Annotated in this window: 20 protein-coding genes; 7 read left to right on the top strand and 13 right to left on the bottom strand. The window is 62.5% G+C overall.

Annotation, left to right across the window (positions count from 1 at the left end):
- Window positions 1-468, bottom strand: coding sequence for a tRNA (adenosine(37)-N6)-threonylcarbamoyltransferase complex ATPase subunit type 1 TsaE (gene tsaE / locus BM300_RS17535; RefSeq protein WP_003197219.1), 468 nt, complete (start codon window positions 466-468; stop codon window positions 1-3).
- Window positions 456-1,955, bottom strand: coding sequence for an NAD(P)H-hydrate dehydratase (locus BM300_RS17530; RefSeq protein WP_092150885.1), 1,500 nt, complete (start codon window positions 1,953-1,955; stop codon window positions 456-458). Before BM300_RS17530 ends, tsaE begins: the two co-directional genes overlap by 13 nt.
- Before the next feature lie 63 nt (window positions 1,956-2,018).
- Between BM300_RS17530 and queG the strand changes: the two genes are divergently transcribed.
- Entirely contained in the window at window positions 2,019-3,098 is a 1,080-nt protein-coding gene (gene queG / locus BM300_RS17525; protein ID WP_092150882.1) for a tRNA epoxyqueuosine(34) reductase QueG, read from the top strand.
- Here the strand turns inward: queG and BM300_RS17520 are convergent.
- Window positions 3,080-3,691: a trimeric intracellular cation channel family protein gene (locus BM300_RS17520; RefSeq protein ID WP_057448254.1), complete on the bottom strand. Its 612-nt coding sequence runs from the start codon at window positions 3,689-3,691 to the stop codon at window positions 3,080-3,082. The genes queG and BM300_RS17520 overlap by 19 nt on opposite strands.
- A 263-nt stretch (window positions 3,692-3,954) precedes the next feature.
- Window positions 3,955-4,497, bottom strand: coding sequence for an oligoribonuclease (gene orn, locus BM300_RS17515; protein ID WP_024780809.1), 543 nt, complete (start codon window positions 4,495-4,497; stop codon window positions 3,955-3,957).
- A gap of 109 nt (window positions 4,498-4,606) precedes the next feature.
- On the opposite strand from orn, the gene rsgA reads away from it, so the two are divergent.
- A complete protein-coding gene (gene rsgA / locus BM300_RS17510; RefSeq protein WP_072340125.1) occupies window positions 4,607-5,638 on the top strand; it encodes a small ribosomal subunit biogenesis GTPase RsgA in 1,032 nt (343 codons plus the stop codon).
- Window positions 5,639-5,854: 216 nt separating this feature from the next.
- Here rsgA and motB read toward each other — a convergent pair whose 3' ends face one another.
- Complete coding sequence (gene motB, locus BM300_RS17505) at window positions 5,855-6,892, bottom strand: flagellar motor protein MotB (protein WP_092150879.1); 1,038 nt, start codon at window positions 6,890-6,892, stop codon at window positions 5,855-5,857.
- Between the two features lie 3 nt (window positions 6,893-6,895).
- Window positions 6,896-7,747 (bottom strand): flagellar motor stator protein MotA, encoded by an 852-nt coding sequence (gene motA, locus BM300_RS17500; protein WP_063323191.1) that lies wholly within the window; start codon window positions 7,745-7,747, stop codon window positions 6,896-6,898.
- Between the two features lie 167 nt (window positions 7,748-7,914).
- Between motA and BM300_RS17495 the strand changes: the two genes are divergently transcribed.
- The 4 genes from BM300_RS17495 (at window position 7,915) to BM300_RS17480 (ending at window position 13,141) form a co-directional block, all read left to right on the top strand.
- Window positions 7,915-9,453, top strand: coding sequence for an HDOD domain-containing protein (locus BM300_RS17495; RefSeq protein ID WP_092345517.1), 1,539 nt, complete (start codon window positions 7,915-7,917; stop codon window positions 9,451-9,453).
- A 42-nt stretch (window positions 9,454-9,495) separates the two neighbouring features.
- The gene (locus tag BM300_RS17490; RefSeq protein WP_092345515.1) at window positions 9,496-10,311 is read left to right on the top strand and encodes a rhodanese-like domain-containing protein; all 816 of its coding nucleotides are present in this window, start codon (window positions 9,496-9,498) and stop codon (window positions 10,309-10,311) included.
- Window positions 10,312-10,330: 19 nt separating this feature from the next.
- On the top strand, window positions 10,331-11,191 hold the full coding sequence (asd, locus tag BM300_RS17485; RefSeq protein WP_092222417.1) for an archaetidylserine decarboxylase: 861 nt from the start codon (window positions 10,331-10,333) through the stop codon (window positions 11,189-11,191).
- 192 nt (window positions 11,192-11,383) lie between these two features.
- Entirely contained in the window at window positions 11,384-13,141 is a 1,758-nt protein-coding gene (locus BM300_RS17480) for a molecular chaperone (protein ID WP_092463408.1), read from the top strand.
- Window positions 13,142-13,331: 190 nt separating this feature from the next.
- Here BM300_RS17480 and serB read toward each other — a convergent pair whose 3' ends face one another.
- Window positions 13,332-14,546, bottom strand: coding sequence for a phosphoserine phosphatase SerB (gene serB, locus BM300_RS17475; RefSeq protein ID WP_003197189.1), 1,215 nt, complete (start codon window positions 14,544-14,546; stop codon window positions 13,332-13,334).
- Window positions 14,547-14,679: 133 nt separating this feature from the next.
- Between serB and BM300_RS17470 the strand changes: the two genes are divergently transcribed.
- A complete protein-coding gene (locus tag BM300_RS17470) occupies window positions 14,680-16,194 on the top strand; it encodes an AhpA/YtjB family protein (protein ID WP_063323196.1) in 1,515 nt (504 codons plus the stop codon).
- A gap of 394 nt (window positions 16,195-16,588) precedes the next feature.
- Here BM300_RS17470 and BM300_RS17460 read toward each other — a convergent pair whose 3' ends face one another.
- The 6 genes from BM300_RS17460 to BM300_RS17435 all read right to left on the bottom strand — a co-directional run bounded on the left by BM300_RS17460 (window position 16,589) and on the right by BM300_RS17435 (window position 23,803).
- Window positions 16,589-17,293, bottom strand: coding sequence for a PqiC family protein (locus BM300_RS17460; protein ID WP_063323197.1), 705 nt, complete (start codon window positions 17,291-17,293; stop codon window positions 16,589-16,591).
- 179 nt (window positions 17,294-17,472) lie between these two features.
- Complete coding sequence (gene parC / locus BM300_RS17455) at window positions 17,473-19,737, bottom strand: DNA topoisomerase IV subunit A (RefSeq protein ID WP_072340109.1); 2,265 nt, start codon at window positions 19,735-19,737, stop codon at window positions 17,473-17,475.
- Window positions 19,738-19,747: 10 nt separating this feature from the next.
- Window positions 19,748-20,266 carry a retropepsin-like aspartic protease family protein gene (locus BM300_RS17450; protein ID WP_092150866.1) on the bottom strand — a complete coding sequence of 173 codons (519 nt, stop codon included), beginning with the start codon at window positions 20,264-20,266 and terminating at the stop codon, window positions 19,748-19,750.
- On the bottom strand, window positions 20,263-21,249 hold the full coding sequence (locus BM300_RS17445) for an esterase-like activity of phytase family protein (RefSeq protein WP_092150863.1): 987 nt from the start codon (window positions 21,247-21,249) through the stop codon (window positions 20,263-20,265). The genes BM300_RS17450 and BM300_RS17445 overlap by 4 nt, the downstream gene beginning before the upstream one ends.
- Window positions 21,249-23,153 (bottom strand): DNA topoisomerase IV subunit B, encoded by a 1,905-nt coding sequence (gene parE, locus BM300_RS17440; protein WP_063323201.1) that lies wholly within the window; start codon window positions 23,151-23,153, stop codon window positions 21,249-21,251. The genes BM300_RS17445 and parE overlap by 1 nt, the downstream gene beginning before the upstream one ends.
- Before the next feature lie 41 nt (window positions 23,154-23,194).
- Window positions 23,195-23,803, bottom strand: coding sequence for a YqiA/YcfP family alpha/beta fold hydrolase (locus BM300_RS17435; protein ID WP_092463406.1), 609 nt, complete (start codon window positions 23,801-23,803; stop codon window positions 23,195-23,197).
- Between the last annotated feature and the right edge of the window lie 308 nt (window positions 23,804-24,111).

Below are 24,111 nucleotides of genomic sequence, written 5' to 3'. Positions count from 1 at the left end.
TTAGTTTTCCAATGCCAAAGCGGCACACCACGACTCGCCACGCGAGCCTTGCGGCGTCAGTTTCAGCGAACGCCCGCCGTTCTGCGCGCCAATGGTAATGGTCAGGTCGGGCTTTGGCAAAAAGCCTGCACCCTTCTGGGGCCATTCGATCAGGCACAAGGCGTCATCTTCGAAATAATCGCGAATACCGAGGAATTCCAGCTCCTCCGGATCCACCAGTCGATACAGGTCGAAATGGAAGGCGCGAATGTCGCCGATCTCGTAGGGCTCGACCAGGGTGAACGTAGGGCTCTTGACGGAGCCGACGTGCCCAAGACCGCGAATGATGCCACGGGACAGGGTGGTTTTCCCCGCGCCGAGGTCGCCTTCGAGAAAAATCAGGCCGTGACCGGCGGTGATCTGCGCGATGCGGGCACCAAATTGTGTCATGGCTTGTTCGTCCGCCACGTACAGGGTTACTTCAGACACGGTGAATGTTCCTCCAACAACTGACGAATGGCCGGAATCAGATCGGTGGCTGCCACCCCCCGACCCGAACGACCGGCCTGGGCACCGGCATTGGCATGCAGCCAGACCGCCAGGCACGCGGCCTCGAACCCCTCCATGCCCTGGGCCAGCAAGGCGCCGACCACTCCGGCCAGCACATCCCCCAGGCCTGCTGTGGCCATGGCCGGATGGCCCTGGCTGCAAACCGCCAGGCGACCGTCCGGGCTGGCAATCAGGCTGCCAGCGCCCTTGAGGATAACCGTGGCGGTGTATTTCTGGCTCAATGCATGGGCTGCCGCTGGACGGTCGGCCTGCACCTGGGCCGTGGATAACGCCAACAATCGGGCCGCCTCGCCTGGGTGCGGGGTGATGACGCACTGTTCAGGCAGGCGGACATCGCCGCTGCAGAGCAGGTTCAGCGCATCGGCATCCCATACTTGCGGCAGCGGCGCATTGGCCGCCGCCGACAACAGGCTGCGCCCCCATGCGGCCTGGCCCAAGCCCGGCCCGACCACCAGCACGCTGGCCTGCTGGAGCAAGCCCATCAATTGGTTCGCCGAATGGGTGCCTTGCACCATCACTTCCGGCAAACGCGTCAGCGCGGCGGATACGTGCTCGCTGCGGGTCGCCATCGAAACCATCCCCGCACCGCAGCGCAGGGCGCTTTCGGCGCTCATCTGGATGGCGCCGCCAAAGCCCCGGTCGCCACCGATCAACAGCACGTGACCGAACTTGCCTTTGTGGGACGTGGCGGCACGAGGTGTCAGACGTGGCAGATTATGGGGTGAGAGCAATCGGGCACTGGCCGGTGCCGCGTCAACAATATCTGGATCGGCGTGCAGGTCGTTGAACACCAGTTCGCCGACCCGGTCCGCCGCTTCGCCGGTAAACAGGCCCAGCTTCAAGCCAATAAAGGTCACGGTGAGATCGGCCACCACCGCCGTGCCCAGCACCCGGCCGGTATCGGCGCACAAGCCCGAGGGGATATCCACCGCCGCGACCGGCAGACCGCTGACGTTGATCGTATCGATAGCCCGCACATAAGGCTCGCGCACCTCGCCACTCAAGCCCGTCCCGAGCAGCGCATCCAGCAACACGCCGCGCAACTCTGCCTCATCCGACCACGGCTCCATCGGCACGCCCACCGCCACCGCTTCGGCGTGGGCATTGGCGGCGTCGCCCTGCAAGCGCCGGGGCTCGCCCACCGTCAGCACCCGCACCGACCAGCCAGCGCGCCGGGCCAGGGTCGCGACCAGATAGCCATCGCCGGCGTTGTTGCCATGCCCGGCCAGCACCGTCAGCTCGTGGGCATCAGGCCAGCGCCGGACAATCGCTCGCCAGGTGGCGCGGGCGGCGCGTTGCATCAATTCGAAACCGGCGGTGCCGGCCGCGATCAGTTGTGCGTCGAGGGCCCGGACCTGCGCGGCGCTGTACAGCGCGTCGGGAAAATCATCTTTAGTGTGCGGCATGCGTCTTCGGGCTCCGATGTCTGGCAGAATTATACGCATCTCAGCTCTGGTTTCTCTCGCCTCATGCCTGCCATTCCCACAGACCTCCCCGCCCTCGCCCAATCCATCAAGGAGTGGGGCCGCGAGCTGGGCTTCCAGCAGGTCGGCATCAGCGGCCTGGACCTTGCCGAGCATGAGCAACACCTGCAACGCTGGCTCGATGCCGGGTACCACGGCGAAATGGACTACATGGGCGCCCACGGCAGCAAACGCTCGCACCCCGAGGAACTGGTGCCGGGTACGCTACGGGTGGTTTCCCTGCGCATGGACTACCTGCCGGGCGACACGCACATGGCGCAGATGCTCGGCCAACCGGAGAAAGCCTACGTCTCGCGTTATGCATTGGGCCGCGATTACCACAAATTGATCCGTAAACGTGTGCAGCAACTGGCAGAAAAAATTCAGGCGGTGATCGGCCCCTTCGGTTATCGCGCCTTCGTCGACAGTGCTCCAGTCCTGGAAAAAGCCATCGCCGAACAGGCCGGCCTGGGCTGGATCGGTAAAAACACCTTGGTGTTGAACCGCAAGGCCGGAAGCTATTTCTTCCTGAGCGAGCTGTTTGTCGACCTGCCGCTGCCGGTGGACCCGCCCCATGCCAGCGAACATTGCGGGAAATGCACCGCGTGCCTGGACATCTGCCCTACGAATGCCTTCGTCGGGCCCTACGTGCTCGATGCCCGCCGCTGCATTTCCTACCTGACCATCGAGCTGAAAAGCGCCATCCCCGAGGAACTGCGGCCGTTGATCGGCAACCGGGTGTTCGGCTGCGATGACTGCCAGATCGTCTGTCCCTGGAACCGCTTCGCCCGGCCGTCCGGGGAAAGCGACTTCAAGCCGCGGCACAACCTGGACAATGCCGGGCTGGCCGAGTTGTTCATGTGGGACGAGGCAACGTTCCTGAGCAGCACCGAAGGCTCGCCGCTGCGCCGCGCCGGGTACGAGCGCTGGCTGCGCAACCTGGCAGTGGGCCTGGGTAATGCGCCGTCAACGATTCCCGTGCTGCAAGCGCTGCAGGCGCGACGCGACTACCCGTCGGAGTTGGTGCGCGAGCATGTGGAGTGGGCGTTGCGGCAACATGCCGAGCGTCAAACCTCGTCGTTGTAGACGAACTTCGGCATTTCCCAGTGAAAACGAATCGCCAGGAGCCGCAGCAGGAAACCACCGAACAAGGTAATGAGGATCGCCTGTTCACTCGGCAGTTGCAGGAAGACGCACAGCAGATAGCACCACGCCGCGGCAAATGAAACGCTGGCATAGAGCTCGCGACGGAAGATCAGCGGAATATCGTTGCAGAAAATGTCCCGCAAAATACCGCCGAACACCCCAGTGATCACTCCGCTGACCGACGCCACCAGCATGCCATGGCCCATTTCCAGGGCCGTCATGCAGCCGATCAGGGTGAACGCCACCAGCCCCGCGGCGTCGAGCACCAGGAACAATGAACGCAGGTGGCGCATCCAGCGCGCCAGGAACACCGTCAGCATCGCCGCCGCCGTGGTCAGCACCAGGTATTCCGGGTGTTTGACCCAGGTGAGCGGGTAATGACCGAGCAGCACGTCACGCACCGAACCGCCACCCAGCGCCGTGACACAGGCGATCAGCACCACGCCGAACCAGTCCATGCCGCGGCGCCCGGCAGACAAGGCGCCGGTCATGGCTTCGGCGGTGATGGCGATCAGATAAAGCATCAGCAACATGGTGGCGGTCCTTGCAGGAAGGCGCGCAGTCTAGCCATTTCGGGCAGGCACCAAAAGAGGGCAAGGCAACGACTTCCACCTAAACATGCCGCCTCTGGTCCAAACCGATCCCTGTGGCGAGGGAGCTTGCTCCCGCTCGGCTGCGCAGCAGTCGCAAACCGGACAATGCGGTCTACCTGAAGGACGGTTGGGGCCTGCTGCGCAGGCCAGCGGGAGCAAGCTCCCTCGCCACAAAAGCAATCTCGCCGGTCGCCGGGTGCCGGTTAGAACTTGATGAAATGCTTGCGGTAATGCTGCAACTCGGCGATGGACTCGCGGATGTCGTCCAGGGCCAAGTGGCTGCCGCCCTTCTGGAAGCTGTCACGCACTTCTGGAGCCCAACGGGCGGCCAGTTCCTTGAGGGTGGAGACGTCCAGGTTGCGGTAGTGGAAATAGCTTTCCAGGGATTTCATGTGGGTATAAAGGAAGCGACGGTCCTGGCAGATGCTGTTGCCGCAGATCGGCGACTTGCCCTTGGGCACCCACTGCTCCAGGAAGGCGATGGTCTGGGCTTCGGCCTCAGCCATGCTGATCTTGCTCTCGCGTACCCGCTGGGTCAGGCCCGAGCCGCCGTGCTGGCGGGTGTTCCATTCATCCATGCCGGCCAGGATCTCGTCGCTGTGGTGGATCGCGATCACCGGGCCTTCGGCCAGGGTGTTGAGGTCGCTGTCGGTGACGATGGTGGCCATTTCGATGATGACGTCGGTGTCCGGGTTCAGACCGGTCATTTCCAGGTCGATCCAGATCAGGTTCTGCGGGTTTTGCATAGGGAAGCTCCTCGGCGTAGCCACGCAGTTTAGCCTAGGCCGGCCCTTGGGCGTGCTAAACTCGCCGCCGTTTTACCCTATTCGCTGCATTTCTTCATACGGAACACCCATGGCCAAACGCCAACTCAATCGTCGTCAGAACTGGCGCATCGAAAAGATCCAGGGCGAGCGCGCCGCCCGCGCCGCCAAACGCGAGTCCAGTGCTGTCGAAGCCTTGGAAGGTGGCGACCTGGGCCCGGAACAGACCGGCCTGGTGATCGCCCACTTCGGTGTGCAGGTCGAGGTCGAGGCCCGGGAAGGCGAGCTGGCCGGCCAAGTGTTCCGTTGTCACTTGCGCGCCAACCTGCCGGCCCTGGTCACGGGCGACCAAGTCGTCTGGCGTGCCGGCAACCAGGGCATCGGTGTGATCGTGGCGCAATTGCCACGCCACACCGAGCTGTGCCGTCCGGACAGCCGTGGTCAGCTCAAGCCGGTAGCGGCCAACGTCGACATGATCGTCATTGTATTCGCGCCCTTGCCCGAGCCCCACGCCAACCTGATCGACCGTTATCTGGTGGCCGCCGAACACGCCGGCATCCGCCCGTTGTTGCTGCTCAACAAATTCGACCTGATCGACGAGCACAACGCCCCGGCGCTGAACGCCCTGCTGTCGGTCTATCGGGATTTGGGTTATCCGGTGCTGGAAGTCTCGGCCCATCACGGCAACGGCATGGAGCAATTGCAACAACAACTGGACGGGCGCATCAGTGTGTTCGTCGGCCAGTCTGGCGTGGGCAAGTCATCGCTGGTCAACAGCCTGCTGCCAGACGTCGAGACTCGCGTCGGGCCGCTGTCCGAGCTGTCCGGCCAGGGCACCCACACCACCACCACCGCGCGGTTGTTCCACTTCCCCGGCGGCGGTGAATTGATCGACTCGCCGGGCATACGTGAATTCGGCCTGGGCCACGTCAGCCGGGCCGATGTCGAGGCCGGGTTCATCGAATTCAATGACCTGATCGGCACCTGCCGCTTCCGCGACTGCAAGCACGACCGCGAACCTGGTTGCGCGCTGCTCAAGGCGCTGGAAGAAGGTCGCGTGCATCAGCAACGGATGAATAGCTACCGCTCGATCATCGCCAGCTTGCCGGATAGCAGTTACTGACCCGGAATGTGAGCCGGACACCATTGTGGCGAGGGAGCTTGCTCCCGCTGGGCTGCGAAGCAGCCCCAAAACCCGCCAAATGCGGAGCATCAGACACACCATTTACGACTGCTTCGCAGCCGAGCGGGAGCAAGCTCCCTCGCCACAAAGGCAAGCACGCCTCAGGTGAACAGCGCCTCATAAAAAAGCCGACAATGATGTCGGCTTTTTTATGGATCACTGCGCCGGCGGCTCGGCCGGTTTCGGCGCAGCGTCGTCGAACAGGTTCAGACGCTCGCGCAGCTCATGGGCCGGCACGGGTTGCTGGTCCGCCGGCAAGGCGTTCGGATCAGCCGCCGCGCCAGGCGTCGTCGGTGCTTCACCCGGTGCGCCCTGCCCTTGGGCCGGATCCAGCGGCGGATCGTCGGTTTGCGAACCCTCGATGGCTTGCTGGGCCTTCTTGGTCAACACCACGATATCGATACGTCGGTTGACCGGGTTGAACGGGTCCTTGCGATCGAACAACGCCGAGGACGCATAACCGACCACCCGCGCCACCTGCTCGTCCGGATAACTGCCGGCCACCAAGGCGCGACGGGCCGCGTTGGCGCGGTTGGCGGAAAGCTCCCAGTTACCGAAGTCTCCTTTGCCAACGTAGGGCTTGGCATCGGTATGACCGCTGATGCTGATTTTGTTCGGCACCGCTTTGATGGTGTCGGCCATGGCCAGCAAAATGTCTTCGAAATAAGGCTTCAGGCGCGCGCTGCCGGAATCGAACATCGGCCGGTTCTCGGCGTCCATGATCTGGATGCGCAAGCCGTTCGGCGTGATTTCGAACAGGATCTGGTCCTTGAATTTCTGCAGTTGCGGGTTCTCTTCGACCTTGTTCTGCAACTCTTGCAGCAACAATTCCAGGCGTTCGCGCTCGATCTGCTCGGCCATCCCTTCGACCTGCTCGGAGTCCACCGTCACCTTGTCAGGCTGGGGCTGGGACTTGACCTCGGGGTTGAGTGTGTTTTCCGGGGCCAGGGTCGGTGAACCACCCAGGTCGATGATGTAGGGCGTGCCGCTTTCGGAAAAGCCGACCGGGTCCTTGAAGTAACCGGCGATGGCGATCTTCTGTTCTGGGGTCGCCGTGGACAGCAACCACAGCACCAGAAAGAACGCCATCATCGCCGTTGCGAAGTCGGCGAAGGCAATTTTCCAAGCACCGCCATGGTGCCCGCCGGCGATGCGCTTGACGCGCTTGACGATGATCGGCTGGTTATTTTCCATGATTTAGCGACCGCGAACCGCTTGTTCCAGCTCGGCGAAGCTTGGACGGTGCGCCGGGTACAGGACCTTGCGACCGAACTCCACCGCCAACGATGGCGGCATGCCCGAGGCCGAAGCCACCAGGGACGCCTTGATGGCTTCATAGACGTTGAGCTCTTCCTTGGCATCATGGGCCAGGGAATGGGCCAGCGGACCGAAGAAACCGTACGCGGCCAAAATACCGAAGAAGGTACCCACCAGTGCCGCACCCACGTGCAGGCCGATGGATTTCTGGTCGCCATCGCCCAGGGACGCCATGGTCACCACAATCCCCAATACCGCCGCGACGATACCGAAGCCAGGCATACCGTCGGCGATGCCGTTGACCGCGTGGGAGGGGTGCTCCAGGTCTTCCTTGAGGCTGTACAGCTCCATGTCGAACAGGCCTTCGAGCTCATGGGGCGCCATGTTGCCGGACGACATGATGCGCAGGTAATCGCAGATGAACGCCGTCATGCGGGCGTCCTTGAGCACAGCCGGGTACTTGGCGAAAATCGGGCTGGCGGCGGCGTCTTCGATGTCGCCTTCGATCGCCATCATGCCTTCGCGGCGGCTCTTGTTGAGGATCTCGTAGATCAGCCCCAGCACCTCGAGGTAGAAGGTGTGGCTAAAGCGCGAACTGAACATGCCCAGGGATTTCTTGAGCACGTGCATCGTCATATAGCCAGGGTTGGCCTGCAGAAATGCACCGAGGGCGGCGCCACCGATGATCAACACCTCGAAGGGTTGGACCAGGGCCGCAATCTTGCCATGGGAGAGCACGTATCCGCCGAGTACGCTCGCGAACACGACAATGATGCCGATAATTTTAGCCATAGATAGAAAGTACTTATTTAAGTCGGGTTCAAGGTCATATTCGGAAGCTGAAAAATCTCTTCTTCTACTTATCGGCAAAACTGCGCCAGACTATAGTCAGTTCCGGCGAAAAGCCAATTTTGCCCCGTTCCGGGCGTAGATACCCTTTGCGATGATCACGTCCAACCATGGCTAACGAAACGAAGGTTCCAACTCCACGACCGACCACCCTCGAAGGCTGGGTCAAGCTGCTCGATGGCGTGCACCTGCCGGTGCCCCAGGCCAGCCATGACCTGGTCTGCAAAGCCATTGCCGACAGTCGCCGCTCGTTACGTGACATCGCCGAATTGATGCAGGACAGCCCCGCCCTGGCCCTGAGCGTCATCCGCGAGGCCAACTATCACACCCATGGCAGCCTTGCGGAACCTGCGGAAAATCTCGAAGTGGCCATCAACCGCCTCGGCCTCAAGCGTACCGAAGAACTGCTCGCTCGCTTGCCGTCGTTGCCAGGGCACGAAATCCCCATCGCCTTGCGCCAGCTGCAATTGATCAGCCAACACGCCACGCAACAGGCCAATGGCTTTTTTGCCAGCCGCCTGGCGCGGCTGTGGCAGGACATTCACTGGGGCAGCCTGCTGTTTCTCTCGCCGCTCTGGCCATTGGCCTTGACTCACCCGCGATTGCTGGGGGAGTGGGAATTGCGGGTCGTCCACAAACGCGAACCCGCGCGCAAGGTAGAGCGCGAATTGTTCGGCGTCAGCCTGCTGAAAATCTGCCTGGCGCTGGTGGAAGCCTGGCGCTTGCCGATCTGGGTGATACAAGGTTATCGCCTGCTGCTCAATGAACGCCGCGAGCTGGTGCAGGTTCTGCGCATCGCCCGGGACAGCGAGCACCCGCTGCGCCAGCAGAATCGCCTGGACGACGACCCAACCCTGCGGCGCTGGCTCAATCAACCGGCCAATACCGTGTTGCTGGCCAACGGCCTGGCACTTTCAGCGCAACAGGCCTGGGACGGCCCCCACAGTGCCCGCTGGCAATACCTCACCAGTTTGTACCTGCAGATGCCGATGGATGAGGTCCAGCAACAGCTGCACCAACAAGCCGTCACCAGCGCCCGTCATGACGCCATGCCAGACCTCTGGCATCCGGCCGTGGCGTTGCTCTGGCCCTGGGGCTGCCGTCGCATCCACCCCGGTTTGCTAGCGCCCCCACCACCCAGCGCCGAGGACCTGAGCCAGTGGCGCAAGCAATGCTCCGCGCTGCTGGTGGAACCGAGCCCCTTCAGCAATGCCATGCACCTGACCACCTCGGCACGGGACGTGTTGGTGGCCTGTGGCATGCGCCGGGTGATGATCCTGATGGCGGACCGCAACCAGACCAGTGTGCGCGTACACCAGACCGCCGGCCTGCCCAAAGAAGCCGCGGCCATGAGCTTTTCCATCAGCCAGAGCAAAATAGTGCAACGATTGCTGGCTCAGCAGGCCCAGGTTCGCCTGAACCCGGACAACAATGTGCAGTTTTCGGCGCTGCTGCCACCGGGCCTGCGCAGCCTGTTCCGTGGGGAGCACCTGCTGCTGCGCTCTCTGACCTGCAATGGCCGGGTGATCATGCTGGTGGTGGTGGACCAGGGCGGCGGGCCGTTCTCGGACGTGACCGTACAAGCCTTCGGCAAAACCGTGCAATGCATCGAAAGGGCCCTGCATACCTTTACCAACCGCGGCCGCTGAACTTGCTACAATCTTTTCCCTTTGCGCCCCTGGAGACCTCACATGCCTGACTTCTCTGGCTTGCCGTTGGTGATCGAGCCGAACGAGCTGCTGCCGCGCCTCGACACCCGCGAACTGATTCTGGTGGACCTGACCAGCGCCGCCCGCTACAGCACCGGCCATATCCCTGGCGCACGCTTCGTCGACCCCAAGCGTACCCAGCTGGGTCAACCGCCGGCGCCAGGCCTGCTGCCGGCCAAAGCCGACCTCGAAGCCCTGTTCGGCGAGCTCGGGCACAACCCGGACGCGGTCTACGTGGTCTATGACGATGAAGGCGGCGGCTGGGCCGGGCGGTTTATCTGGTTGCTGGACGTGATCGGTCACTCCAACTATCACTACCTCGACGGCGGCTTGCTGTCGTGGCTGGACGAAGGCCTGCCGGTGTCCGTCGACGTGCCTGCGCCCGTCGCAGGCCCGGTCAGCCTGACACTGCACGAAGCGCCCACCGCCACCCGTGAGTACCTGCAAAGCCGTCTCGGTGCTGCCGACCTGGCGATCTGGGACGCTCGCGGCCCGCTGGAGTATTCCGGCGAAAAAGTCGTCGCAGCCCGAGGCGGGCACATTCCCGGCGCGGTCAATTTCGAATGGACAGCCGGCATGGACCAAGCGCGCAACCTGCGCATTCGCAAGGACATGCCGCAAATTCTCGAACAATTGGGCATCACGCCCGACAAGGAAATCATCACCCACTGCCAGACTCACCACCGCTCCGGCTTCACCTACCTGGTGGCCAAGGCGCTCGGTTATCCACGGGTCAAAGGCTATGCCGGTTCCTGGGGCGAATGGGGCAACCACCCCGACACACCCATCGAGCTTTGAAGGTTCTTAAGGACAATTAATGAAAAACCGTTTGTTCATCCTCACTCAGTACCTGCTGCCCCACCACCTGTTGTCACGGCTGGCCGGCTGCATTGCCGAATGCCGCGTGCGCTGGTTCAAGAACGCCTTCACCGCTTGGTTTGCCAAGCGCTACCAAGTGGACATGTCCCAGGCACTGGTGGAAGACCTGACTGCCTACGAGCACTTCAACGCCTTCTTCACCCGCGCCCTGAAAGACGGTGCACGCCCGCTGGACGACACCCCAGGTGCGATCCTCAGCCCCGCCGACGGTGCCGTCAGCCAGCTCGGCCCGATCGAGCACGGCCGGGTCTTCCAGGCCAAGGGCCACAGCTTCAGCGTGCTGGAACTGCTGGGCGGTGATGCGGCCAACGCGGCGCCGTTCATGGGCGGCGATTTCGCCACCATCTACCTGTCCCCCAAGGACTACCACCGCGTGCACATGCCACTGGCCGGCACCCTGCGGGAGATGGTCTACATCCCTGGGCGGATTTTCTCGGTCAACCAGACCACCGCCGAAAACGTTCCGGAGCTGTTCGCCCGCAACGAGCGCGTGGCGTGCATTTTCGACACCGAACGTGGGCCGATGGCCGTGGTGCTGGTGGGCGCGATGATCGTGGCCTCCATCGAAACCGTCTGGGCCGGGCTGGTGACGCCGCCCAAGCGCCAGCTGAAAACCTTCCGTTACGACGAAGCCGCCCGCGCGCCGATTCATCTGGAAAAAGGCGCCGAACTGGGCCGCTTCAAGCTGGGTTCGACGGCCATCGTGCTGTTCGGGCCGGACCAGGTGAAATGGGCCGAAGGCCTGGTGGCCGGATCGCCAGTGCAGATGGGCCAGGGCCTGGCGCTGCCCAAAGGCTGAGTAAAGATCACATGTGGGAGCGAGCTTGCTCGCGATAGCGATATAACAGTCACCTCAATGGCGACTGTCCTGGCCTCATCGCGAGCAAGCTCGCTCCCACAGGGCATCCAGCATAGATAGCACACCTCCTTCGGCTACAACTGCTAGAGTTGGAAACATCACGTTTATTTCCCGCCGGAGCCCGTACACGGCATGAATGAGACCAGCCCTCTCCAGCTATTGCGCGTCCTGACCCCGACACAATCACGTCTGTCGTTCTGCGATGCTACGCCACGGGACCTCAAGCGCTGGATCGCCAACCTGCCCAAGGCCAACATCGGCGAAACAGCCCGCCTTTTGTACCAAGCCCTTGGCGAACTCAACCAACTGCTCACGCCCAGCGACAATCGCTTGCAACTGCTCGAGCTGCTGCGGCCCGAGGTGTATTACGTCTGCAAGCACCTGGAGCGGCACTTCCTGCAACAGGCCATTGTGCTGGATGAGCGCTCGCGCAAGATCGTCAACCTGTGCCAGGCACTGCAAACCCAGCTGGCGATGGGCTACAAACAGGTCGTGGCGCGTATCGCGTCGAAATACACCAAGGACCGAGCCCGCCTGCTGAGCACCGCGCTACAACGGGCGATGCATGCCCTCAATGGTCCGCTGCTGCGTGCCAGTCAGCTATACAGCCCCGTGCCTGAAGGGCTGTGGCTCGATTTGCATCAGTTGCATCGGATCGCCTGCCTGCACCGGTTGCAGCACCTGAGCGTGAGTGACGAACTGGCCAGCCAGGTTCATCAACTGACCCCCGAACAGACCTATGTCGTTGCCCTGTTGCTGGGAGCGTCACGCAGCAATCAACTGCGCCAGAGCCAAATCGGGCGGCTGACCGAAGTGCTCGAAGCCTGGAGCCAGTGGGTCAAGCTGGATCCCGCCAGCAGCACTGCCAGCCTGTTCGCGGTCGCTCCGCAACTGGATGTCGGGCCACGCTACCGCTCCAAGTTCCGAGCCGAACAACAGCCAACCTTGCAGGGCTTCGACCCACAGCCCCTGGTGCGCGCAATCGCCACGCACCTGGAAGAACCTGCCGAGCAAAGCCTGCCGGTACCGGGCGGCATGAGCGTCGATACCTTGCATCACCTGCAAGCCGCCTGGGGCGAAGCAGCGGAACGCAGTTTCCAGCGCACCGAGGGCAATGGCACGCTGACACTGTGCGTGGGCATGAGTGCGCTGCACTATTACCTCGGCGGCGAGCGCTCTTTCAACGAAATACTGAATAGCCCCACCACCCGCAAGGCCCGCTTCGAAGCCTCATCAAGCAAGACAAACGACACCTGGGGCCAGGCCTTCGACGCCGCCCCCGCCGGCGACAGCGACCTGCTGCCCTATGAAGAAATCGAGTACCCGGTCAACCCGAGCGATGATGACGGCAGCCACTCCGACAACCAGCATCACTTCCCCACCTACGACCTGCCGATCATCAACCACAGCCCCGGCGGCTACTGCCTCGGCTGGCCCAAGGAAGTACCGGAACAGCTGCAAGCGGGAGAAATGATCGGCATTCGGGACAGCAGCGACCAAGCCTGGAGCGTTGCCGTGGTGCGTTGGATCCGACAAGTGCGCAACGGCGCCATGCAAATGGGCATCGAACTGGTCGCCCCCCATGCCCAACCTTGCGGGCTGCAACTGGTCCGGGAAAACGAGCACGGTCACTACCTGCGCGGGCTGTTGCTGCCAGAGATCAGTGCCATTGACCTGCCCCCGACCATGATCGCCCCCCGCCTGCCTTTCCAGGAGGGCCAGCGGGTGTTGATCAATACCAACGGCCAGGAACGCCGCGCCGGCTTGGACCGCCGGGTGACCAGCACCCACAGTTTCAACCAGTTTTCCTATCACTCGGAAGACTCAACCGAAACCGGGGATAGCGGCGACCAGGAAGGGAATTTTGATTCGTTGTGGAAATCGCTTTGAACAGCCAACACACAACCCTTTGTGGTGAGGGGATTTATCCCCGCTGGGCTGCGAAGCAGCCCCAATACAGTCAACTTCAGCCAGCCTGACACAACGAGGCGTTAGGTTTTTGGGGGCTGCTGCGCAGCCCAGCGGGGATAAATCCCCTCGCCACAGATGAATGCCTCCAAAAGATTGCGGCAGACTCGAATCAGAGCTGCCCATCCCGATCCCTGAAGCCCAACAGGTACAACACCCCATCCAGCCCCAGGGTTGAAATCGCCTGCCTGGCCGACTGCTTGACCAGCGGCTTGGCGCGGAACGCCACGCCCAGGCCCGCTATCGCCAGCATCGGCAAGTCGTTGGCACCGTCACCCACAGCGATGGTCTGCTCCAGGCGCAGGCCTTCTTTTTCAGCCAGTTCACGCAGCAGGTCCGCCTTGCGCTGGGCATCGACGATCGGCTCGACGGCCACGCCGGTCACTTTGCCATCCACCACTTCCAGTTCGTTGGCGAACACGTAGTCGATGCCGAGCTTGGCCTGCAACTGCTTGGCGAAGTAGGTGAAGCCGCCGGACAGGATGGCGGTCTTGTAGCCCAGGCGCTTGAGTTCGGCGAACAGCGTCTCTGCGCCTTCGGTCAGGCGCAAGGAAGCGCCAATGGAATCCAGCACGCTGACGTCCAGGCCCTTGAGCAGCGCCAGGCGCTCCTTGAAGCTGGCGCGAAAGTCCAATTCGCCAGCCATGGCCCGCTCGGTAATGGCTGAGACCTTGTCGCCCACGCCGGCCGCCTTGGCCAGTTCGTCGATGACTTCAGCTTCGATCAGCGTCGAGTCCATGTCGAACACCGCCAGGCGGCGGTTGCGGCGGAACAGCGAATCTTCCTGGAAGGCGATGTCGACGTTCAGTTCCTGGGCCACGCTCAGGAACTCGGCACGCAACGCCTGGGGGTCGGCTGGCTCGCCGCGCACCGAAAACTCGATGCAGCCCTTGCCTTTGTCGTCCGGGGTATCCAGCGGCATGCGCCCGGACAGTCGGTCGATGTGATCGATGTTCAGGTCATATTTGGCGGTGATCGAACTGACGCGCTGCAATTGCTCGGCGGTAACCTTGCGGGTCAACAAAGTGACGATGTGGCGTTTCTTGCCCTGGCCGGCCACCCAATGCCGGTAATCGTCCTCGGACACCGGGGTGAAGCGCACCTGCTGGTCGAGCTTGTAGGCGGTGAACAGGATGTCCTTGAGCACCGACTTGCCTTGTTCGGCGTCCGGGATTTCAACCAGGATGCCGAACGACAGTGTGTCGTGGATCACCGCCTGACCGATGTCGAGAATGTTCACACCACCCTGGGCCAGAACGCCGGTAATGGCCGCAGTCAGACCCGGACGGTCGCTGCCAGTGATGTTTATCAGGACGATTTCGCGCAAGGCGCACCCCCGCAGGTGGAAAAAAACCGCATTCTACCCACATTCAGTGACCATCGGGCACCGCCAGTGCTTTGCCGGTCATGGGGCTGTCGCTATACTGCGCGTCAATTTCACGGACAAAGAGCCGAGCTCAGTGAACCGGCCCACGCCAGTCAAAACCGACAACTTCTTCCTGCTGATCTTCCGTGCACTGCGCCACCGTCGTGTGCCGATTGCATTGCGCATTGCCAGCCATAACGTGATCCTGGTCGCCCTGGCCCTGGTCATCTATGCCTGCGTGATGGGTTTGCAATTCAAGCAGGCGATGCACGAGCAGGCCGACGCCCTGGGTGAAAGCCTGACCACCCAGACCGCCACGTCCGCCACCGAGCTGCTGGTGTCCAACGACATCCTCAGCCTCAACGTGCTGCTCAACAACCTGACCAAGAACAAGCTGGTGGCCCACGCCGCCATCTACAGCGTGGACAACCGCATCCTCGCCGAGGCCGGCCAGCGTCCCAAGCCCGGCCTGCTGGGCGAGTCCGGCGGCATGTACCAGAGCAAGATCACCTTCCAGGACGTGACCGCCGGGCAACTGCGCATCAGCCTGGACATGGACCAGTTCCAGCAGCCGATGACCATCAGCCTGCAAAGCATGGGCATCCTCAGCGCGATCCTGCTGGCGCTGGCTTTGGCCCTGAGCCTGCGCCTGGGCCGGCACATCTCCACGCCGCTGTTGCAATTGCGCGTCTGGCTGCGGGACATCGACGAACACACGCCGGCCACCCAGCGCCAGGACGAAATCGGCGACCTGGCCCGGCAACTGCACGCCAGCTTCGCGCCGGAGCCTGAGCCCGTGCCGGAACCTGAAGACATCGACTACATGGACGACGAGGCCGAGCCGGGCTTCGAAGTGCGTAACCTGCGCGACCCGGGTTTCGACGAAAGCCCGCCGATGCCGACCTCCAAACCGGCGCCACGCCACGTGGTACGCACGGTAGAGGACGAGGAAGACGACGACGCCTTCGCCGAGCTGCGTGACGAGTCGGTCGATGGGGCGCCCCGGTCGGTCGTCAAGCCTGTGGCTTCGAACCTGCCCCAACACAGTGCCGTACTGGCCGTGCAACTGGGCGCCCAGGACCAACTGCGCCGCCTGCCCCAGGCACGCCTGAAGGAATTGCTCGAGCGCTACCGCGACTGCCTCGACCAGGCCGCATCGCTCTATCAGGGCGAACTGCACACCCTGAACGATGGCAGCACGCTGATGCTGTTTCACACCGAAGACAGCGGTGACGACTACCTGACCAACGCCATTTGCTGCGGTGAGTTGCTGCGCGCCTTGGGCCACCAGTTGCAGATCGAAGTCGCCGACAGCGGCATCACCCTGCAACTGCAATTGGGCCTGACCCTGGGCGATGGCTTGTTTGGCCTGAGCCAGATCGACCTGCTGCTGACCGAAACCGCCCAGGACGCCCTGGCACTGTCGCAACACAGCCGCAACCTGCTGCTGGTGGAGCGCAAGATCAACGATGACGCCCTGATCCGCCAGCGCGCCCGTATCCGCCCCATCGCCAGCCCCGAAGGCGCGTGCTGCGTGGAACGCTTGATGGAGCCTTATCCATCGATGCTGGAGCGGCAGTTGGCGCGGATGCATGAACGCCAGGCCTGACGCTCAGGACGTGAAATGACGAAGCCCGCAGATGAGTGATGGTCTGCGGGCTTTTTTGTTGCCTTCAGCGTCGCCATCGCGAGCAAGCTCCCACAGTGGATCTCTGCAAAACCTGTGGCGAGGGAGCTTGCTCCCGCTGGGCCGCGAAGCGGCCCCAAAACTATTCCAAACCACTGAACGCGAGCCTGAAGAAAGTGGTTGTCTGTGGGCTTTTTGGTGCCTTCAGCGCCGCCATCGCGAGCAGGCTCGCTCCCACAGGGAGATGTCTGCAAGCCTCAGACCCAGTGTGTGCGAGCTTGCTCGCGATAGGGCCGGCCCAGGCCCCAGGGATCCAACCGGCAGAAACGACAAAGCCCGCATCAATGCGGGCTTTGTCGTATATCCGGTCCAACCGTCAGAACCTGAACACTTCCATGTCCGTACGAATCGGCAAGGCCATGGGGATCTTGTCCTTGTCCTTTTCTACCGGCTTGGCCGGGGCAGGAGCGGCCTTGCGTGGGACTTCTGCAATAGGTGGCTGGTTGGCCAGGGGCTTGAGCGACACGGACAGCTGTTCGGCCAGGCGTTGCAGGAGCACGCCCTGGGCCTGGACCTGTGCCGCGGTGCTGCCGGCATGTTGCTCTTGCAGATGAACGATGCGGTTTTCACGCACCTTGCCACGACGGTCGATCAATCGCCATTGGGCATCGAGCACAGCCGGCTGGGCTTTACCCGAGTCCAGGCGGGTAATCGACAGCAGCACCTGTACATCCGGGGTGAAGCCTTGGGTCGCGGGTGCCAGCACCACACGCTGGCTGTCCAGATGCCCGGCGACCTGGCGCAGCAGCAACTGATCGATGTCAGAAGACAGGCTGCCAGCCCAACGACCGTCAGTGGCGGCCTGCAGGCTACCGTCCGGTTGGCGTTGCAATAAGGTTTCACGTTGCAGGTAGTCGGCGATCAGGACCGGCCCCAGCAATACTGCCATGCCTGTGCTTTGCGCAGGCTGGGCCGGGGTTCCGCTGTCCAGTTGGTACAGCGACACCGGCTGGTTCATGCTGCAGCCCGCCAGGCCAAGCAGGCCGGCGAGCCACAAAATAGGGAGGCGCAGAGCAGTCATCGTTCCGTCCAGGTGGCAGCCACAAGGCTTACCACAATGAAAAAATACTCGGTCATTATGAAGAACGCTCGGCCACGCCGGCGCTTGAAAGGGCCTATCATCCGTGAATATGCGCGCCGACTCCAGCGCGAAAGTATCGATCTGCGGCATTTAATCGCAGACCGAGCCCTCTAGTACGCCTAATTGAGGTTTTCGACGAGCAGCGCATCGACTCGCTGAAATCCCCTTGGAAGCTTGTTGCCCCGCCGACCACGTTCACCCTTGTAATGCTCAAGATCGTCAGCCTTCAACGAAAGCGTGCGCTTGCCTGCCTGTAGCACAAGCGTGGCGCCTTCCGGCAACACTGCAATATCCGTGACATATTCCTCACGGCTGGCGACCCGTTCGCCGGAAATACCAATAATCTTGTTGCCCTTGCCTTTCCCCAGCTGCGGCAGGTCGCTGATCTTGAACACCAGCAACCGGCCTTCGGTAGTGACCGACGCCAGCCAGTTGCTCTCCCGATCGGCCACCGGCCGTGGCGCAATCACCTTGGCGTTGTTCGGCAGGCTCAACAACGCCTTGCCCGCCTTGTTCTTGGCTTGCAGATCCTCGCCCTTAACCACGAACCCGTAACCCGCGTCCGATGCAATTACGTACAGTCCTTCATCATCAGGCATCAGCACGCATTCAAAAGTTGCACCCGGCGGTGGCGTTAAACGACCGGTCAGCGGTTCGCCCTGACCACGAGCCGACGGCAGGGTGTGGGCTGGCACCGAATAGCTGCGCCCGGTGGAGTCGACGAATACCGCAAACTGGTTGGAACGCCCGGCCGCCAAGGCCTTGAAGCCGTCCCCGGCCTTGTAGGAAAGCCCCGTCGCGTCAATATCATGACCTTTGGCGGAGCGCACCCAACCTTTTTCTGACAGCACGACGGTCACTTTCTCGTTCGGCAGAAGATCGTGCTCGCTCAGCGCCTTGGCTTCGGCACGCTCGACGATTGGTGAGCGACGGTCGTCGCCGTAGGTTTCGGCGTCCTTGAGCAGTTCGGTGCGTACCAGCTTCTTGAGCTTGGCTTCGCTGCCCAGCAGGGCTTGCAGCTTGGCCTGCTCCTTGAGCAACTCATCCTGCTCGGCGCGCAGCTTCATCTCTTCCAACCGCGCCAACTGCCGCAGACGAGTGTCGAGAATGTAGTCGGCCTGGATTTCGCTCAGGGCAAAACGCTCGATCAGGCTGGCCTTGGGGTGCTCCTCGGTGCGGATAATGTGGATCACTTCATCCAGGTTGAGGTAGGCAATCAGCAAACCGTCCAACAGGTGCAGGCGACGCTCGACCTTGTCCAGGCGGAATTGCAGGCGCCGGCGCACGGTCTTGACCCGGAATTCCAGCCACTCCACCAGCAATGCCCGCAGGTTTTTCAACTGCGGCTTGCCGTCCAGGCCGATGATGTTGATGTTGACCCGGTAGCTGGACTCCAGGTCGGTGCTGGCGAACAAGTGCTGCATCAGCGCGTCGTGATCGACTCGACTGTTGACCGGAATGATCACGATGCGGCACGGGTTTTCGTGGTCGGATTCGTCGCGCAAGTCAGCCACTTGCGGCGCTTTCGACGGTTTTGCCTGCATCATCGCGGCAATCTGTTCCAAGACCTTGGCCCCGGAGACCTGATGCGGCAGCGCCGTGACAATGATGTCGCCGTCTTCAACGTGATACACGGCGCGCATGCGCACCGAACCACGGCCGGTCTCGTAGATTTTCAGCAGGTCGGCGCGCGGGGTGATGATTTCCGCTTCGGTCGGGTAGTCCGGGCCCTGGATGTGCTCGCAGAGCTGTTCCACCGTGGCTTTCGGCTCGTCCAGCAGACGCACGCACGCCGTGGCCACTTCCCGCAGGTTGTGGGGTGGCACGTCGGTGGCCATGCCCACGGCGATGCCGGTGGTGCCATTGAGGAGAATATTCGGCAAACGTGCTGGCAGAACCAGGGGTTCGTCGAGGGTGCCGTCGAAATTCGGCCCCCAGTCCGCGGTGCCCTGGCCCAGCTCGCTGAGCAGCACTTCGGAATAACGCGACAACCGCGCCTCGGTGTAACGCATGGCCGCGAAAGACTTGGGATCGTCCGGCGCACCCCAGTTGCCCTGCCCATCCACCAGGGTGTAGCGATAGCTGAATGGCTGGGCCATCAGCACCATGGCTTCATAGCAGGCCGAGTCGCCGTGGGGGTGGAACTTACCGAGCACGTCACCGACGGTACGCGCCGATTTCTTGTGCTTGGAATCAGCATCCAGCCCCAGCTCACTCATGGCATAGATGATCCGCCGCTGAACCGGCTTCAAACCATCGCCGATGTGCGGCAAGGCACGGTCCATGATCACGTACATGGAGTAATTGAGGTAGGCATTTTCGGTGAAGTCAGCCAGCGATCGGCGTTCTACGCCGTCTAAGCTGTCTGCAAGAATGTCGCTCATGCGGGCCTCATCAGTTCGTTGTCTGGCGCAGCAGCATGGTGCCGTCGCGCTGGGTAAATTCAAGTTTGTTCAGGGCGCTCATACCCAGTAGCACTTGCGTGCCACCCAGGCCTGGCGCCACCAGGGCACGGACATCGCGCAAGACGATGTCACCCAATTGCAGCCGGTCGATGCGGGTGCGATAGCCCTCGCTCAAACCGTTGGCGGTACTCAACGTCACGCCGAAACCTTTTTCCAGCTTGAGGCGCTCGGCCAACTCCACCGGAATCGCCACGTCGGTGGCGCCCGTGTCGAGCATGAAATCCACCGGTTGGCCGTTGATCTGGCCGCTGGCGACGAAATGCCCCTGCCTATTGCCGACCAACTTCACCTCGATAAACCCTTCGCCTCTTTGCGAATACACCTGGGCATTGGGATTTTGCTGGCGCTGTTCCCATTGGGCAAAAAATCGCGTTGCCAGGAACAGCGCCGCGCACCAGGCCAATATCATCAACACCCGGCCAGCACGCTTGCCCGGCGGCTGACTCATGGCGAGGCGCCCCAGCCACCGTCCGGCGCGGCGAAGCGCCAGATGATCGGCCGCGTTTCGCCGTCGGCGCGGGCACCGTCATTGTTGTCCAAGCCGACCCAGGCGCCCTCGGCGTCCACGACCAGCGCTTCGGCCAGCCCATGCTCCTGGGAATAACGCCGACTGTCCTGCAACGCCTCGGCAGCGAACGACCAGCACCGCTCCACCTGGGCGGTCTGCTGGTCACGCCGACAGATCTGAAAGGCGTTGCGTTCCAGGGTAAACAGCTTGCCATTGAACAATGACAGATCAGCGAAGTCCCGCGAAACCGCCTTGGCCTTGGGGAATTGCGCCGGTTGCATCTCCAGCCCCGCTTCGCTCAGCAGCACGCAATTACCATCGCAGTCCCACACCGTCTGTTGGCGCCTGATCTGCAACAGGCCGCGACGTTCGCGCTCCGCCGCCAGCCACAACTGATCACCCGCCGGGTTGATCGCCAGGCCTTCGAACAAGGCGTTGAAATGCAGCAACATGCCACTGCCCCGGGCCTGACGGATCAACGTCGGGGCGATTTTCAACCAGGAGGCGTCTCCCGACGGCGACACTTGCAACACCGCGGCATGAGACTCGCTGACCACATAACGATTGCCAGCACTGTCGCAACTGATGCCTTCGAAATCCAGCTCACCACCACGCAGGAACGACGCCGCCCAGGTCCGGGAACGCAAACCCCAGGGCAAACCGCTGTCGGGCACCTCAGGCACGTCGATCTGCACCGCGGCTGCCGGCCAGACCCGCGCATCGGAAGGTGTAAGGCGGTAGATCCGATCATCGTCGCGATCAGAGACCGTCCACATTTCGTTGCCGCACCAGGCCAGCCCGGACAGATTGCCGCCGCGCATGCCATCGACGGCGTGCTCAGACAGCAACTTCAGTTCCGGCGCCGGTCCAGCGACAACCACCCCCGCCCACAGCCACAACGCCAGGGCGAAACCGTTGCGCATCAGGCCAACACCTCGGCCAGGTCCCCTTTGGATTCGAGCCAGGACTTGCGGTCGCCGGCGCGTTTCTTCGCCAGCAGCATGTCCATCATTTCCGACGTCGCTTCGAAATCATCCAGGGTCAGTTGCACCAGACGACGGGTGTTCGGGTCCATGGTGGTTTCGCGCAGTTGCGGCGGGTTCATCTCGCCCAGGCCTTTGAATCGAGTGACCTGTGGCTTGCCGCGCTTCTTCTCGGCCACCAGACGGTCGAGGATGCCGTCACGCTCGGCCTCGTCGAGGGCGTAGTAGATCTCCTTGCCCAGGTCGATCCGGTACAGCGGCGGCATCGCCACATAGACGTGACCGGCGTCCACCAGCGGGCGGAAATGCTGGACGAACAAGGCGCAGAGCAACGTGGCGATGTGCAGGCCGTCGGAGTCGGCGTCGGCGAGGATGCAGATCTTGCCGTAGCGCAGCTGGCTCATGTCCTCGGCGCCCGGATCGACGCCGATGGCGACGGCGATGTTATGCACTTCCTGACTGGCCAGCACTTCGCTGCCGTCCACTTCCCAGGTGTTGAGGATCTTGCCCCGTAGCGGCAGGATCGCCTGGAACTCCTTGTCCCGCGCCTGCTTGGCCGAACCACCGGCAGAGTCACCTTCCACCAGGAACAGCTCGGAACGCATCGGGTCCTGCCCGGCGCAATCGGCGAGCTTGCCCGGCAAGGCCGGCCCCTGGGTGATGCGCTTGCGCTCGACCTTCTTGCTGGCCTTGAGACGACGACCGGCGTTGTTGATTGCCAGCTCCGCCAGGGCCAGGCCGGTTTCCGGGTTGGCGTTGAGCCACAGGCTGAACGCATCCTTGACCACCCCGGAAACAAACGCCGCCGCCTCACGGGACGACAGGCGTTCCTTGGTCTGGCCGGAGAATTGCGGCTCCTGCATCTTCATCGACAACACGAAGGCGATGCGTTCCCAGACGTCTTCCGGCGCCAGCTTCACGCCACGGGGCAGCAGGTTGCGGAACTCGCAGAACTCGCGCATGGCATCGAGCAAGCCCTGGCGCAAGCCGTTGACGTGGGTGCCGCCCTGGGCCGTAGGGATCAGGTTGACGTAGCTTTCCTGGACGCTTTCGCCGCCTTCGGGCAGCCACAACAAAGCCCAGTCCACCGCTTCCTTGTTACCGGCCAGACTGCCGCAGAATGGCTCGTCGGGCAGGCGTTCGAAACCGCTGACCGCGTCCACCAGGTAAGAGCGCAGACCGTCTTCGTAATGCCATTCGACTTTCTCGCCGGTGGCCTTGTCCTCGAAACTGACCAGAAGCCCCGGGCACAACACGGCCTTGGCCTTGAGCACGTGCTTGAGGCGGCTGACAGAAAACTTCGGTGAATCGAAATACTTCGGGTCCGGCGCGAAATACACGCTGGTGCCGGTGTTGCGCTTGCCGACGGTGCCAACCACTTCCAGCTCGGTGGCCTTGTAGCCATCGGCGAAGGTCATCTGGTATTCGTTGCCGTCACGCTTGACCCGCACCCGTACCTGGGTCGACAAGGCGTTGACCACGGAAATACCCACCCCGTGCAAACCGCCGGAGAATTGGTAGTTCTTGTTGGAAAACTTGCCGCCGGCGTGGAGCTTGGTCAGGATCAGCTCGACGCCCGACACGCCTTCTTCGGGGTGAATGTCCACCGGCATGCCGCGGCCATCATCGCTGACTTCCAGCGAGTGATCGGCGTGCAGGATGACCTGCACCGAACGAGCGTGCCCGGCCAAGGCTTCGTCGACACTGTTGTCGATGACTTCCTGGGCGAGGTGGTTCGGCCGACTGGTGTCGGTGTACATGCCGGGGCGCTTGCGCACCGGGTCGAGGCCCGAGAGGACTTCGATGGCGTCTGCGTTATAAGAGCTAGCGCTGGGAGTGGCCATGGGGTCTCGTCGTCAGTGTTCAGTGAAAAAGGGGCGATGGCTCACAACGACGTGAAGTCGATCGCCTGGTACAAATCGGCGCCAATGCCGGCAAAACTCAACAGCGCCGGCAACTGCTGGGCAAACCCTTGGAAACTGTGGTCGCCGCCGGCCTGGATGCGCAAGGCACAGGCACGGTAATACTGCTGGGCGTGGCGATAATCCAGCGTTTCGTCCCCGGTTTGCAACCATACCTGAAACCGCTGCGGATCCCGGGGTGCCGGCACGTCCAGTTCGGCCAGGGCCGTGACGTGGTCGTGGGTCAATTCCCAGGTTTCGTCGGTGTACAAATTCTTCTGCGTGCCCAGGTAACCGTCGAACATCCGATGCGGGCTGACGGCAGGGTTGATCAGCAGCGCCTTGAGGCCGTGGCGTTCGGCCAAGTGAGTCGCATAGTAGCCGCCGAGCGAGCTGCCGACCAGCAGCGGTCGGCCCAGTTGTGCAATCGCCTGTTCCAGCTGACCGATGGCTTGGCGGGGGTGGTGGTGCAGGGCTGGGACTTGTAGGCGGTCGCTCAGGCCCAATTGCGCCATTACTTTGATCAGCTGACTGGCTTTGGTCGACGCAGGGGCGCTGTTGAAGCCGTGGATATAAAGGATAGAACCCGACATTGCCGACTCCCTGGGTGTGGGGCAAAGGCCGGAGTTTACAGGGAGTTTGTGGGGGTTTGGGGGTGAACTGTGCATCCAAGACAACACAAAACCCTGTGGCGAGGGGATTTATCCCCGCTGGGGCGCGAAGCGGCCCCCTTCAGCTGGATTGGGTACATATCCATTTCTGCGGTAACGGCCACTTAGGGTTCCGCCCTGACGGCGGGTCACTTTCGAAAAGCGCGAAAGTAACCAAAGCGCTTCTGCCCCACCACTCGGCACCTCGCCTAGGCTCGGTGTGCCCTCACTCCGGCATTGCTCCGTGGGCC

It is taken from the genome of Pseudomonas sp. NFACC46-3 (assembly GCF_900114515.1).
GTDB lineage: Bacteria > Pseudomonadota > Gammaproteobacteria > Pseudomonadales > Pseudomonadaceae > Aquipseudomonas > Aquipseudomonas fluorescens_Q.
This window is presented reverse-complemented; position numbering and strand designations above follow the sequence as displayed.